9 protein-coding genes are annotated in these 14,614 nt (G+C 69.0%); 1 reads left to right on the forward strand and 8 read right to left on the reverse strand.

Annotated elements, in window-relative coordinates:
* The first annotated feature begins 113 nt into the window (after nt 1-113).
* Nucleotides 114-1,820, forward strand: a complete 1,707-nt coding sequence (locus M5D76_RS00400; protein ID WP_248921435.1) for an OPT/YSL family transporter — start codon at nt 114-116, stop codon at nt 1,818-1,820.
* A 385-nt stretch (nt 1,821-2,205) separates the two neighbouring features.
* On the opposite strand, the gene M5D76_RS00405 is transcribed toward M5D76_RS00400, so the two are convergent.
* The 8 genes from M5D76_RS00405 to M5D76_RS09220 all read right to left on the reverse strand — a co-directional run bounded on the left by M5D76_RS00405 (nt 2,206) and on the right by M5D76_RS09220 (nt 14,447).
* Complete coding sequence (locus M5D76_RS00405) at nt 2,206-3,681, reverse strand: MBL fold metallo-hydrolase (RefSeq protein ID WP_248921436.1); 1,476 nt, start codon at nt 3,679-3,681, stop codon at nt 2,206-2,208.
* The gene (locus M5D76_RS00410) at nt 3,678-4,967 is read right to left on the reverse strand and encodes an ATP-binding protein (RefSeq protein ID WP_248921437.1); all 1,290 of its coding nucleotides are present in this window, start codon (nt 4,965-4,967) and stop codon (nt 3,678-3,680) included. The genes M5D76_RS00405 and M5D76_RS00410 overlap by 4 nt, the downstream gene beginning before the upstream one ends.
* A gap of 4 nt (nt 4,968-4,971) precedes the next feature.
* A complete protein-coding gene (gene ilvD / locus M5D76_RS00415) occupies nt 4,972-6,627 on the reverse strand; it encodes a dihydroxy-acid dehydratase (protein WP_248921438.1) in 1,656 nt (551 codons plus the stop codon).
* 84 nt (nt 6,628-6,711) lie between these two features.
* A complete protein-coding gene (gene ilvC, locus M5D76_RS00420) occupies nt 6,712-7,731 on the reverse strand; it encodes a ketol-acid reductoisomerase (RefSeq protein WP_248921439.1) in 1,020 nt (339 codons plus the stop codon).
* Between the two features lie 82 nt (nt 7,732-7,813).
* A complete protein-coding gene (ilvN, locus tag M5D76_RS00425) occupies nt 7,814-8,326 on the reverse strand; it encodes an acetolactate synthase small subunit (RefSeq protein WP_248921440.1) in 513 nt (170 codons plus the stop codon).
* A gap of 2 nt (nt 8,327-8,328) precedes the next feature.
* Entirely contained in the window at nt 8,329-10,023 is a 1,695-nt protein-coding gene (gene ilvB, locus M5D76_RS00430) for a biosynthetic-type acetolactate synthase large subunit (RefSeq protein WP_248921441.1), read from the reverse strand.
* Nucleotides 10,024-10,059: 36 nt separating this feature from the next.
* Nucleotides 10,060-11,595 (reverse strand): 2-isopropylmalate synthase, encoded by a 1,536-nt coding sequence (locus M5D76_RS00435; RefSeq protein ID WP_248921442.1) that lies wholly within the window; start codon nt 11,593-11,595, stop codon nt 10,060-10,062.
* A 569-nt stretch (nt 11,596-12,164) separates the two neighbouring features.
* Nucleotides 12,165-14,447 carry a hypothetical protein gene (locus M5D76_RS09220; RefSeq protein ID WP_248921443.1) on the reverse strand — a complete coding sequence of 761 codons (2,283 nt, stop codon included), beginning with the start codon at nt 14,445-14,447 and terminating at the stop codon, nt 12,165-12,167.
* Between the last annotated feature and the right edge of the window lie 167 nt (nt 14,448-14,614).

The following is a 14,614-nucleotide window of genomic DNA, read 5'->3' on the forward strand; positions in this document are numbered from 1 at the left end:
TGTACCAAGTCTTCCGCGCTCGTCCGGCGCGGGGGCGTCTGGTAACCCGACTTCCCGGCGCATGCGCGACGCGCGGCCGCCAAGGGGGAGCGGATATACGCAAAGGAGAACATATGGACACGCAACGTGGTCGCGCCTCGTGGCGCGGGCAGCTCACGCTTCGCGGCGTGGCGATCGGCAGCATTGGCTGCGTCATCATCACGGCATCGTCGGCCTACACGGCGCTCAAGCTGGGCGCGCTTCCCTGGCCCATCGTGTTCGCGGCCGTGATCTCCCTCTTCTTCCTCAAGCTTCTGGGCAACGCGTCGCTCAACGAGGCGAACGTGACCCACACCATCATGTCGGCAGGCGCCATGGTCGCCGGCGGTCTGGCGTTCACCATTCCCGGCGCGTGGATGCTGGGGCTGGGCGCGCAGTTTGGCTGGGTGGAGATCTTCCTGGTCGCGCTTGCCGGCACCGTGCTGGGGCTCGTGTGCACGGCCATCATCCACCGTCACTTCATCGTCGACAACGAGCTCGAGTTCCCGACCGGAACCGCCGCGGCCGAGACGCTGCGCGCGGCCGAGACGGGCGGCAAGACCGGCGTGCAGCTCTTCTCGTCCATGGGCGTCGCGGCGCTGTGGGCGACGCTGAGGGACGCCCTTGGCGTGATGCCGGCGATGCTTCTGCAGCTGCCGATCCCGGGCGTTGCGTTCGGCATCTACAACTCGCCGATGATGCTGTCGGTGGGCTTCCTGGTCGGCATGGTGCCGCTGCTGTTCTGGTTCGGCGGCGCGGTGTTCGCGAACTTCGGCCTGATCTGGGGCGGAAGCGCCGCCGGGATCTGGAGCGTCGACGTGGCGCGCGGCATCGTGAGCAGCCTGGGCATGGGCCTCATGATGGGCTCGGGCCTCGCGACCGTGGCCAAGGACATCCTGCCCAAGGTGGGCGGCATCGCGCGCGGCCTGCGCGACAGCGCCGGCGCCGACGGGGACGGGGCCGCCCAGGCGAGCATCGTGACCGGCAGCCTCAAGACCGACGCGGGCCTGTTCGCGCTCGCGGCCGCCGTGGTGGCGGTGCTTGTTGGGTTCGTGCTCGGACTCGGTCCCGTGCCCGCGGTGATCGTCGTGCTCCTGACGTTCGTGACGACGATCATGAGCGCGCAGTCGTGCGGCCAGACGGGCATCGACCCGATGGAGATCTTCGGCCTGATCGTGCTTCTGGTCGTGGCGGCGCTTGGCCAGTCGACGCAGGTGCAGCTGTTCTTCGTGGCCGGCATCGTGGCCGTGGCCTGCGGCCTTGCCGGTGACGTCATGAACGACTTCAAGGCGGGCCACATGCTGGGCACCGACGCGCGCGCCCAGTGGCTGGGCCAGGCGCTCGGCGGCGTGCTGGGCGCCCTGGTTGCGGCAGGCGTCATGGTCGCGCTCGTGAGCGCCTACGGACCCGACGCGTTCGGGCCGGGCAAGGCGTTCGTGTCGGCGCAGGCGTCCGTGGTCGCGACCATGGTCTCCGGCATCCCGAGCGTCCCGGCGTTCGTGATCGGCATCGTGGCCGGCATCGCCCTCTACTGGGCCAAGCTTCCCGCCATGCTCGTGGGACTTGGCGTCTACCTGCCGTTCTACATGTCGTTCTCGAGCTTCCTCGGCGCGCTCGTCAAGTTCGTCTACGACAAGGTCCAGGCAGGCAGGCGCGCAGGGCTCTCCGAGTCGGAGCGCGCGGAGAAGACCGAGCGCGACGAGAACGCCGGGCTCGTGGTGGCCTCCGGCGTGCTCGGCGGCGAGTCCATCGCCGGCGTCGTGATCGCCCTTGTCTCGCTTTGCACGGGACTCATGGGCTAGCTAACGCGCCCACAAGCGATTGCAGGGGGCCCGCACGGCGGTTCAGACCGTCATGCGGGCCCCTTTCATGAATGCGGTGCGACTCGGGGCCTCTCCGTGCCTCCGGCCGTACGCAAAAGCACCCCTCCGTGGTAATTTCTCGAAAGGCGATGCGCAGTTTCGCACTCCCGTGGCAAGCACGGACGCCCCGGGAGCCGCTGGCGGCTCGCAAGGTTGCATAAACCGCAGAGGCCATCAGGGAATACGCCGTCGCGTATGCAGGCATGATCGACCGGCGGCGCGTTTCGCCCGCCACGGATTGCCACGGAGGGGCAGAATCGCAAAGCCGCAATCCAAATCTTGCCACGAGCGGGTGGTTTTGCGCGCGAGTCGCGCCTCCCCCGCGCTAGCCGACCCCGTCGTACTCGAGCAGACCGCCGTGGCCGCCCAGCACCTGCCAGTGCCCGGCGCCGAGCATCCGGAAGAGCTCCTCACGCTCGGCTCGCGCCAGCGCCGGCACCGAGTCAACCGACGTCATGAGGAACGGCGCCAGGTCGTTGAAGGCCTTCTGCACCTTGGTCTCGCCGTGCACGTTGACGAAGACGTCGCCCGACACGCACACGTGCTGCCTCCGGTCCACGAGCACGGTCTCGCCGACGACGTGGCCGCCCGCGCCCTCCCACACCTCGAAGGCAAAGGGCGGCACCTCGAGCGTGACGGGACGTCCGGCCTCGTCGAGCGCGCGCGAGAGCGCGGCGTCGCCCCCGGCTGGGCGACCGCCCAGGCTCCGCATGGGGCCCGGGTCCGGCGCCTCGTAGAGCGTCGCGCGGTTCGTGATCCTGAGGTAGGGGTCGTGCAGGGGGTTCCGGGCGCGCCAGTCGGGCAGGCCCGCGCGCTGCATCCTAAACGTCTCGCGCGTGCGCTCGGTGGCCCACACCTCATCGAACAGGTCGCAGCAGCCCGCGTGGTCCAGGTCGCCGTGCGTGAGCACCATCACGCGACGGCGCTCGTCCCACCCCGGCACGAGCCCGCGCAGCACGCCTGCGAGCTCCTCGCGGAAGAGCCGGTAGCCCGAGTCCACGACCAGCAGGCACTCATCGCACTCGAACACCCAGACCGTGCACCCGCACGGCGGCTCGACCGACCAGCCGCGCGCACCCCCGGCCGTCACGAACGAGCCCACGCGCACGCGCTCCGCAAAGCGCTCCCCGCGGTTCTCGTCTATCATGATCGCAAAGCGCCGCAGGTAGTCGAAGGGCAGAAACGGGCTCGCCCCGGTCTGCTCGAGGTTCTGCACGATGCGGTTCGCGCTGACCATGAGCCCGTGCTCGTCGGCCTCGGTGAGGTCGAAGCGCCGGCTCATCTCGCGCGCGAACGCCACGTAGAACAGGTTGTTGTCCAGGATGCGCGTCGTCTTGTCGTAGGGCACGAGATGCGTCGGGCAGATCCTCTGCGCGTCCTCGATGAAGCCGCCGAGAAGAGCCTCATCCTCGACGTAGAGGCCCATCTCAACGTGCTGGACCTCGCCGGGCGTGCCCTCGCCCTCGACCCGCGCGTTGACGTAGGTGATGTTGAGCGCGTACTCGTCGATCAGCTCGAGCGCGGGGCGAAGCGCCCCAGGCGCGTTGGCCATCTCGAACTCGACGAGTCGCACGGTCCCCACGCGGCTCTGCGTCGGGAACAGCCCGAGCTCCATCAGGCGCCGCTCGGCCGCCACAAGCGCCTCCGCCGTGCCCTCCACCTCCACGAAGCAGGTGTGCACGTCGACGATCTTGTTGTAGCTCACACGCATGATGTCGAGGCCGAGCTCCCCGAAGACGCGGTCCGCCTCCAGGAACGCCCCCTCGCTGTCGCGCAGTACGACGGCGAACTCGCGCCTCACAAGCGCACCTCCGCACCCGCGGCGCCGCCCACGCCCGCCTCGCGCTCGCGCACGAGCCGGTCCACGAACTGCCTGGCCCCGCGGGCGCTCCGCCCGCCGCGCCTCGTCGCGAAGCGCTCCGCCTCGAGCGCGAGCTCCTCCTCGTCCACGTCGAGCCCCTCGTCCGCGGCCAGGCGCCGCACGATCTCGAGGTACGCCTCCTTGTCCGGCCGCAGGAACGTCACGCGGATCCCAAAGCGGTCCGACAGCGAGATGATCTCCTGGATCGTGTCGCTCCGGTGCACGTCGTCGCCCTCCCGGTCACTGAACCGCTCGCGCACCAGGTGGCGCCGGTTGCTCGTCGCATAGATCACGACGTTGTCCGACTTCGCCGACACCGACCCCTCCAGGATCGCCTTGAGCGCGGCGAAGTTGTCGTCCTGCGCCGAGAACGACAGGTCGTCGATGAAGATCACGAACTTCAGCGGGTTTCTCGTCAGCTCGTCGAGAAGAGCCGGAATCTCGCGCAGCTGCTCCTTGCGGACCTCGAGAATGCGCAGGCCCTCGCCCGCCAGCTCGTTGGCAACCGCCTTGATCGTGGAGCTCTTCCCCGTGCCCGCGTCCCCCGTGAGCAGGATGTTCGCAGCCGGAAGCCCCGCGAGCAGCGCGCGGGTGTTCTCGAGGATGACGCCCTTCTCGCGCTCGTAGCCCACGAGCTCGCACAGGCGCTGCGCGTCGGGGTGGCGCACCGGCACGATCTCGCCCCCCTCCACGCGAAACACGTGGTAGCGGGCGTAGATGCCAAAGCCCTCGACGCCGATGCGCGCAAGCCGCTCGCGATAGGTCGCCGCGAGGTCGACCGACCCCGCGCCAAAGCCGGGCAGCGCCTCGCGCATCTGCGCGGGAAGCCCGCCCGTGAGGTCCGCCGCCGTCAGGTCGCACACGCGCTGCAGGCCTGCGAGCTCGCCGCGCGCCGCCGCCTCCACGGCCTCGCCCGCATCTCGCCCCTCGGCCACGGCCAAGAGGTAGGCGTTCTCGTCCTCGAGCACCGCGTCGCGCACGTAGTCGGCAAGCGTCGCCGCGCCCGCCGCGTACAGCCGCGAGACGAACTCGGCGTAGGCCATCGACAGCTCGTAAGCGTCGGCGTGCGCCATCGCGTCGTCGCCGGTCTCCTCGCCCGCGGCCAGCACGGCCGCGCGCGCCAGCGCCTCGTTCAGCGCCCCGATCACCTCGTCGGCAAGCAGCGCGCGAAACACCGCCAGCGTGCTCAGGCGGAAGTGGATGTCACTCAGCGTCCTCGCGTCCATGGCGCTACCCCAGCGTGGCGCCCGAGGCACCCGAGCCCACGAGCCTCGCGTAGCGCGCGAGGTAGCCCGAAAGCTCCTTCTTCTTCGGCTCGAACGCGGCCATGCGCCGCTCGAGCTCCTCGTCGTCAACCAGCAGGTCGATCCTGTGGTTGGGGATGTCGATCCTGATGGTGTCGCCCTCCTCGACCACGCCGATGGGTCCGCCCGCCGCGGCCTCGGGGCTCACGTGCCCCACGCACGCGCCGCGCGTCGCGCCCGAGAAGCGCCCGTCGGTCACGAGCGCCACGCTCTCGCCTAACCCCATGCCCTGGATGGCCGAGGTCGGGTTCAGCATCTCGCGCATGCCGGGGCCGCCCTTCGGCCCCTCGTAGCGGATCACGATCACGTCACCGGGGCGAATCTCGCCCGCGTTGATGGCCGCCTGCGCGTCCTCCTCGCACTCGAACACGCGCGCCGGACCCTCGTGGACCAGCATGTTCTCGGCCACGGCCGACCGCTTCACGACCGACCCCTCGGGCGCGAGGTTGCCCGTGAGCACGGCGATGCCGCCGGTCTTCGAGAAGGGCTTCTCCGTGGGCCGGATCACGTCCTCGTCCAGGTTCTTCGCCCCGGCCAGGTTCTCGCCCACGGTGTGCCCGGTCACGGTCATGCAGTCGCGCCTGAGCAGACCCAGCTTGTCAAGCTCGGCCATCACGGCCCTCACGCCGCCGGCCTCGTCCAGGTCCTCCATGTACGTCGGCCCCGCCGGCGCCAGGTGGCAGAGGTTGGGCGTGCGAGAAGAGACTTCGTTCGCGACCGAGAGGTCGAGCTCAACGCCGCACTCCCTCGCGATCGCGGGCAGGTGCAGCATGGTGTTCGTCGAGCACCCGAGCGCCATGTCGACGCACATCGCGTTCATGAGCGCGTCCTCGCTCATGATCTGGCGCGCGGTGATGCCGCGCCTGAGCATCTCCATGACGGCCATGCCCGCGTGCTTGGCGAGCTCGAGGCGCCTCGAGTACACGGCCGGGATCGTGCCGTTTCCGGGAAGCGCCATGCCGATGGCCTCGCAGAGGCAGTTCATCGAGTTCGCCGTGTACATGCCCGAGCACGAGCCGCACGTGGGACACGCCTTGCACTCCCACTCGTGCAGGCGCTCCTCGTCGATCTTGCCTGCCATGTAGGCGCCCTGCGCCTCGAACATGGAGGAGAGCGACGTCTTGTGCCCGTCGATGCGCCCGGCGAGCATGGGTCCGCCCGACACGAAGGTGCACGGCAGGTCGAGCCGCGCCGCTGCCATAAGCAGGCCCGGCACGTTCTTGTCGCAGTTGGGCACCATCACGAGCGCGTCGAAGCCGTGGGCCATCGCCATGGCCTCGGTCGAGTCGCAGATCAAATCGCGCGTCACGAGCGAGTACTTCATGCCCACGTGGCCCATCGCGATGCCGTCGCAGACGGCGATCGCGGGAAAGACCACAGGCATGCCGCCCGCCATGGCGACGCCCATCTTGACGGCCTCGACCACCTTGTCAATGTTCATGTGGCCGGGCACGACCTCGTTGAAGGAACTCACGATTCCCACCAGAGGACGCTCGATCTCCTCGTCGGTCCAACCCAGGGCGTGGTAGAGCAGGCGGTGCGAGGCGTTCTCGGGGCCGCGCTTGATCGCGTCAGACTTCATGGTGCTCCCTTCCAGAAGCGGCCGGGTCGCCCCGGCCGCCACGTTGCTCGCTTGTCGCGTGGGCGCCGTCGCGCCGCGGCTCGGCTAGTTGTTGACTAGCTTATCGCTATCGTTCCACGAGTACATCTCGCGGATCTCGGCGCCGACCTTCTCGAGCTGCTGCTCGGCCTCGAGCTGGCGCATCATCTTGAAGTGCACCTGGCGCGACTCGCCGCTCATGTCGAGCAGGAACTCCTTGGCGAACGACCCGTCCTGGATGCGCCTCAGGTTCTCGCGCATGCCCTCGCGGGCGGCCTCGGTGATGACGCGCGGGCCGCTCGTGTAGTCGCCGTACTCGGCGGTGTTCGAGATCGAGTAGCGCATGCCGGCGAAGCCCGACTCGTAGATGAGGTCGACGATGAGCTTCATCTCGTGCACGCACTCGAAGTAGGCGTTGCGCGGGTCGTAGCCAGCCTCCACGAGCGTCTCGAAGCCGGCCTTCATGAGGTCGGTCACGCCGCCGCAGATGACGTTCTGCTCGCCGAAGAGGTCGGTCTCGGTCTCGGTGCGGAAGTCGGTCTCGAGCAGCGCCGCCCTCGCGCCGCCGATCGCCGCGCCGTAGGCGAGCGCCAGGTCGAAGGCGTCGCCGGTGGCGTCCTGGTGCGCGCAGACCAGGCACGGCGTGCCCTTGCCGGCCAGGTACTCCGAGCGCACGGTGTGGCCCGGGGCCTTCGGCGCGACCATGATGACGTTCACGTCCGCCGGCGGAACGATGCAGCCGTAGTGGATGTTGAAGCCGTGGGCGAAGGCGAGCGTCTTGCCGGCCGTGAGGTTCGGCGCGATGTCCTGGGCGTACATCTTGGCCTGCAGCTCGTCGTTGATGAGGATCATGATGATGTCGGCCCACGCCGCTGCCTCGGCGTTGCTCACGACCTCGAGGCCCTGCGCCTCCGCCTTCGCGCGCGACTTCGACCCCTCGTACAGGCCGACCTTCACGTCGACGCCGGAGTCCTTGAGGTTGAGCGCGTGCGCGTGGCCCTGCGAGCCGTAGCCGATGATGGCGACGCGCTTGCCGTCGAGGCGCGAGACGTCGCAGTCCTGCTCGTGGAACATCCTGAATGCCATGGTGGAACCCCTTTCGATTGGAACGGTCGCGGCTGGCGGCCGCGTGTCCGCAAGTACCCTAAAGACGCCGAGAAGAGCGTGCCTACTGGACCGTGGCGACGTTCCGGCGCATGACGGTCTTGCCGCGCTCGAGCGAGATGATGCCCGTGCGGCAGACCTCGAGGATCTCGAAGTCGCGCATGAGGTCGATGAAGTTGTCGACGCGCCTGCTCTGCCCCGCGAGGCGGAACACGATCGAGTCGCGCGTGTAGTCGACGACCTTCGCGTGGAACGCGGCCGCGGCGTCGAGCACCTGCGAGCGCGTCTCCTCATGGTTCGCGACCTTGATGAGCAGAAGCTCGCACGAGATCGAGTCGTCCGGGTCGAACTCCTTGAAGCTGATCACGTCGGGCAGCTTCGCAAGCTGGGCCACGAGCTGGTGCTCGGCGCGATCCTCGCCCATGAACTGCACGGTGATGCGCGACAGCTCCTCGGTCTCGGTCTCCGAGACCGTGAGCCCCGTGATGTTGAACTGGCGGCGACGGAACATGCTCGTCACGCGGTTGAGCACGCCGTACTCGTTGCGCACCATGATGGCGATGCTGTAGGACCTCATGGCTACTCCCCCATTCTCGCCTTGATGTCTTCCTGGTCGACGATGAGCTCGTCCATCGACGCCCCGATCTGCAGGGCCGGCAGCACGAGCTCGTCCGCGTCGATCGGGCATTCGATAAGAGCCGGGCCCTTCGTCGCGAGCGCCTCGGCAAGCGCGGCCTCGAACTCCTCCGGAGTCTCCACGCGACGCCCCTCGGCTCCCATGGCCTGGGCCACGCGCACGTAGTCGACCTTGCGGTCGAGCGTCGTCTGCGAGTAGCGCTTGTCCATGAACAGCGACTGCATCTGGCGCACCATGCCGAGCACGCCGTTGTTGAGCAGCACGACCGTGATGGGCAGCTCGTGGTCGGCGGCGGTCACGAGCTCGGCCATGTCCATCGCGAACGAGCCGTCGCCCGTGATGAGGATCGTCTGCTCGCCCGTCGACAGCGCCGAGCCGACCGAGGCACCCATGCCGAAGCCCATCGTGCCGAGGCCGCCGGAGGTGACGAAGGTGCGCGGCCTCGAGAAGGAGAGGTACTGCGCCGCCCACATCTGGTGCTGGCCTACGTCGGTCACGACGCGCATCTCCGGCTCGCGCAGCCGGTTGATGGTCTCCATCACGGTGCGCGGCGTGAGGATGCCCTCGCGCCTGTCCGCCAGCTCCCGCTCCGTGGCGACAAGCTCCTCCACCTTGGCCCTCCACTGAGGACGCTCGCTCTTCTCGACCATGTCGATGAGGCGGGCGAGGGAGGCCTTGATGTCGCCGTGGACCTCGACCTGGTCGTCGAGGGTCTTAGAGAGCTCGGAGGAGTCGATGTCGACGTGGACGACCGTGCCGTTCGCGGGGAAGGTCAGGCGGTTGCCCGTCGAGCGGTCGTTGAAGCGGCAGCCGAGCGCGATGAGGCAGTCGGTGCGGTTCATGGCCTTGGTCGCGGCGTAGTGGCCGTGCATGCCCTGCATGCCAAGGAAGCCCGGCGTGTCGGTCGGGATGGCCGAGACGCCCATGAGCGAGCAGCCGAGCGGGGCGCCGATCTTCTCGGCGAGCGCCACGACCTCGGCGCCCGCGTCGGACGAGACGGTGCCGCCGCCGAAGTAGATGAACGGGCGCTTGGAGGCGTTGATGGCCGCCGCGGCGCGCTCGAGCTCATCGTCGCTCGCCGGCGCGCGGCTCGGCTCGCCCACGGCGGGCAGCTTCTCGTAGGGGCACGGCGAGGCCTGGACGTCCTTGGGGATGTCGACGAGGACGGGGCCCTTGCGGCCAGAGTTCGCGAGCTCGAAGGCCTCGCGCACGATCTCCTGCAGGCGGCTGCCGTCGCGCACGAAGTAGTTGTGCTTGGTGATGGGCAGCGTGACGCCCGTGATGTCGAGCTCCTGGAAGGCGTCGGTGCCGATCATGGCGTTGCTGACGTTGCCCGTGATCGCCACGAGCGGGATCGAGTCGAGGTAGGCCGTCGCGATGCCCGTGACGAGGTTCGTGGCGCCGGGCCCCGACGTGGCGATGACGACGCCGGTCTTGCCCGTGGCTCGCGAGTAGCCGTCGGCCGCGTGGCACGCGTGCTGCTCGTGGGTCGTCTCGATGTGGTGAATCTCGTCCGCGCGGTCGTACAGCGCGTCGTAGATGTCGAGCACCGTGCCCCCGGGGTAGCCGAAGACCGTGTCGATCCCCTGGTCGATGAGCGTCTGGACCAGGACCTGTGCACCGTTTCTGCCTGTCATGCGCGGATCGCCCCCTCTCGATGGGAATCCTGTGTGCTAGAAGCCCTGCCTCGTGCGGTCGGTGATGATCATGCGGTTGATCGCGTCGATGTAGGCCTTGGCCGACGACACGATGATGTCGTTGTCGGAGCCGCGGCCGGAAAAGAGCCTGCCGTCGGCGCCGGTGATGCGCACCGACACCTCGCCGATGGCGTCCGTGCGGCGCGTGATGGCCTTGACGGCGAACTCCTGCAGCTCGCCGTGGACGCTCACGACCTGGTCGATGGCGCGGTAGGCCGCGTCGACCGGGCCGGTGCCGGTGGAGCAGACCACGTGCCTCTCGCCGGCCTCGTCGATGACCGTGGCCGTCGCGGTGGGGACCAGGGGGTCTCCGCAGGACACCTGCAGCGCCTCGAGGGTGTAGATGGCCTGGATCTCGCGCTGGCGCTCCTGCACCATCGACTCGAGGTCCTCGTCGAAGACCTCCTTCTTCTGGTCGGCGATCTCGAGGAAGCGACGATAGACGTCCTCGAACTCGTCGTCGGGGAAGGTGTAGCCCAGCTCGGCGAGGCGGTGCTTGAGGGCCGCGTGGCCCGAGCGCCCCGTCAGGATGATCTCGCTTCCGGCGGCGCCGACCGCGGCGGGGTCGAGGATCTCGTAGGTCGCGCGGCACTTGAGCACGCCGTCCTGGTGGATGCCCGACGAGTGCGCGAAGGCGTTGGCGCCCACGACGGCCTTGTTGGCCTGCACCGTGAGGCCGGTGATTCTCTCCACGAGGCGCGAGGTGCGCGTGAGCTCGGAGGTCGCCACGTCGCAGTGGGCGTCGACCGCGTCGCCGTGCAGCGCGAGCGCCATCACGACCTCCTCGAGCGACGCGTTGCCCGCGCGCTCGCCGATGCCGTTGACGCAGCACTCGACCTGCGTCGCGCCGGCGCGGATGCCCGCGATCGCGCAGGCCGTCGCCATGCCCAGGTCGTTGTGGGTGTGGGCCGCGACCGTGACCTTCTCGATGCCCGAGACGTGCTCCATGATGCCGGCGATGCGTGCGCCGTAGTCGTCGGGCAGGCAGTAGCCGGTGGTGTCGGCGATGTTCACGACCGTGGCACCCGCGTCGACGACCGCCTGCACGACGCGCTCGAGGAAGGCCTGGTCGGCACGGCCCGAGTCCTCGCAGAAGAACTGGACGTCGTCCACGTGGCTGCGGGCGCGCTTGACGGCGGCCACGGCGCACTCGATGGCCTCGTCCTCGCTCAGGCCGAGCTTCTCCCTGAGGTGCACGCCCGAGACGCCGATGCCGGTCTGGATGCGCGGGCGCTTGGCCTGCGCGAGCGCCTCGGCCGCACGGTCAATGTCCTCGTCGACGGCGCGCGCCAGGGCGCACACCACCGCGCGGTCACCCGCGAGCCGGGCCACGTCCTGCACGCTCTTGAAGTCGCTCGGCGACGAGGCGGGAAAGCCGGCCTCGATGACGTCGACGCCCATGCGAAGGAGCTGCTGCGCCACGATGAGCTTCTCCTGCGTGTTCATGGAGGCGCCGGGGGTCTGCTCCCCGTCGCGCAGCGTGGTGTCCAGTACGGCGATCTTGCGACTCATGCGGCTCTCCTCTCGGCCGGCGCGCGACCTCGCGCGCGGCACGTCTGCTACCCGTCCCACGGTGTGGTAGGTTCGAGCGACGCCTTGCGGCGCGCTCACGTGCTGAAATGCTTTGGGGAAGTGCGAAGGGAGTCTCTTTGGTCCTCTGACCTGGGCGGACGTCCGCGCGCCTGGGGCGCTGCCCTGCCCGCTCGACTTCGCGGGTCGCGCGAAGCGCTACAGGAGCGGGCCGCCTAGTACCTCTACTAGAACCTCGGGCTCACGTACGCCAAGGGCACGCGAGACCGCGCGCTCTACATCCTTAACGTCTGCAACCATGAACCTGGTCATATCCCTCTCCTAACAGCCGACTTCTCTGGTCGGTGCCACGCACTATGGCACAGGCCAGACGCCCGTCGACCATCTTCCGCACCTTGGTAGCAAGTCCTTAACAATTGTATGTGCGAACGCCCACGCCGCACGAACGCAACGGCAGACGGCGCATCGTCACACCACGCCACCGCCGCCGAGAAGAGCCGCCCGGCACATGCCGGGCGGCCCACAGCCTCTCTCGCGTCTCGCTCGGAGAACTACAGCCCGTACCAGCCGATGCCCTCGGCACGCCAGCCGACGCCCACGAGGTACTGCGCCTCGAAGGTGCTCGTCGTATAGTTGTGCGTTCCCGCGCTGGCGTAGGGGTTGTACTGGCGATAGACCGGTACACCGTTCTCGCCGGCGGAGTGCCAGCCAACGCCCTCGTCCGTCCAGCCAAGCTCGACGAGGTGGTCGCGCTCCACGGCGCTCGTCGTGTAGTGGTGGTCGCCAGCGTATTGGTTGTACAGGCGATACACCGGCACCTCGCTCACATCCGGCGCAATCCAGCCCACGCCCTCGCCATGCCAGCCGAGCCCCACGAGCACGTCACGCTCGTAGGCGCTTGCGGTATAGAAGTGCTCGCCGCTATACGGGTTGTACAGGCGATACATCTCGTGGCTGCCCACGGGCGCAGGCTTGCCCACCAGGGCTAGCTCCTCGCCGACCGTCTCGATGGAATACGCGTCGTCGTCGCTCGCAAAGTAGTCGCCAGGCTCGAGGCCCGCCATGTGCTCGCCCCAGCCGCTCGTGAACACATCGGGCACCGTCATCCACACGCCCACGCGCGCACCGTCGGTAAGCTCGCCGACAACCTCGATCCTCGCGTTGTTCTCGGCCTTGCTCCCGCCATGCCCGTCGGAGCCAGCGTCCACCAGGACGTTCGAATCCCGGCCAGTCTTCGACTCCCGGTTGCCCCAGATCTTCGCGCTCCCGGAGACGCGCAGCACGCCGGCAGGGTCGTCTGGCCCCTTGCCGATTACGGTCACGCCGCAGCCGATGCCCTTGGGGCCCTCGTTTTCGGAGATTACGCCGCCGCTCATGTCGCAGACGCCGCCCTGGTCGACCCAAATGGCCCCCTGGTAGGTCGACGCGTTCCGGCTGATCTCGCCGCCCCGCATCGCGAACGTGCCGCCCGCGCCCACGTTGACGGCACCGCCGGTCGAGCCGCTCATCCGCCCGTCCTCCAGCGTGAACGTGCCGCCAGCGCCAACCGCCACGGCCGGCTCCATCCGCCGCACGCCGGGGTCGCACGAAATGACGCCCTCGCCCGTGTGGTCGACGACCGTCAGGCTCCTCGCGCCGTCGCCCGCCGAGCCGCCGCACACCACGCGCCCGTCCGCGCCTGCCAGCGCGATGGTCTTGCCGTTCAGGCAGAGGCAGACGTCCGCGCCCGCCGGGATCTCCCAGGCCCCGTCAAGCGTCACGTCGTCCATCAGGACATAGTTGCCCGACTCCACGGGCAGGCTGTCCGTCCAGCCCCATGCCTGGAAGATCCTCCCGTCGTGCTCGTGCGGCCCGATGTGGGCCCACTTCTCCGTGTGCCCCCACGTGGAAGTGTCCTCCACGTACGCGGCGCTCTTCTCGTCCGCGCCTGCGTACGCCATCATCCCCTCGTTGACGTGCAGGTCGCCCGCGGTCGCGATGGCCGCCGTGCCGCCCTGGCACGTGACGCTTCCCGAGAGGACGTCGAGGCTGTAGTCGGCAGACGCCGCGTGCATGCCATACGTCCCGCCCGTCGCCTCGACGTCGGCACCGTTGACGATCAGGTGCCCCGCGCTGGCGATGCCCGTATGGTTCTCGTTCGTGCCCTTCACGCTTCCGCGCACGAGGTACATGCTGTTGGCGGCGTAGATCCCGGCATGTTCCTCGCCCGTCGACGACGCCGTGACGTCGCCCCCGTCCACGGTCAGGATCCCCGCCTGGATGCCATGGTGGTGCCAGCCGGCCACGGAGGTCACGTCGCCGCCGTAGATGCTCAGGTGGTCCATCCTGATGCCGCGGTCCCACTCCTGGCCCGAGCCCACGACCATCTTGCCCGCAAAGTCGCCGTGGCTTTGCGCGTACACGGCGAGCGAATAGTCGTCCGATCCCGGGGTCGCGACCTCGCCCTGGATGTCACCCCCAATAACCAGCGTGGCACCATCGCACAGGATCAGGCTCACGTCTCCCGTGACCGCCAGGCCAGCGCTGAGCGTGACGGTCTGTCCCGCGGGCACGACGAACCACCCGCCGCTCCACGCCACGCGATCGACGCTGTCCTCGACGACGGTGTACTCGGAGCACGTCTCCTCGCTGTCATTGGCTCCAAGGTACAGCACGGGGTCGGCCTGCGACTCCAGACGCACGTCGCCACCTACGCCTGCCAACTCGTCCGCCGGCACGCCCGCCGGCATGCCCTCCGCCGGCGCGGCCACCGCGGGCGTCGGGCAGAGCCCCACGACCAGAGCCGCCGCAAGCGCGATCCTCGACGGCAATCCTCCGGGCCTCGTTCGTCTCACGCGAACCACCTCCAACTCGGAGCTTCCATGGCGCGGGCCCATCGGTCGTGCCCACCCTTCCAGCTTACGGGGCGCCCCGCGTCGCCCGCACCCACCAACTCGCAGGCGGTCCGACGAGCCGCCCCGCCGCACGCACCGCCGACGAGAAGAGCCGCCCGGCTTGCGCC

This window comes from Olsenella intestinalis (assembly GCF_023276655.1).
In the GTDB taxonomy this organism is placed as follows: Bacteria; Actinomycetota; Coriobacteriia; order Coriobacteriales; family Atopobiaceae; genus Olsenella_J; species Olsenella_J intestinalis.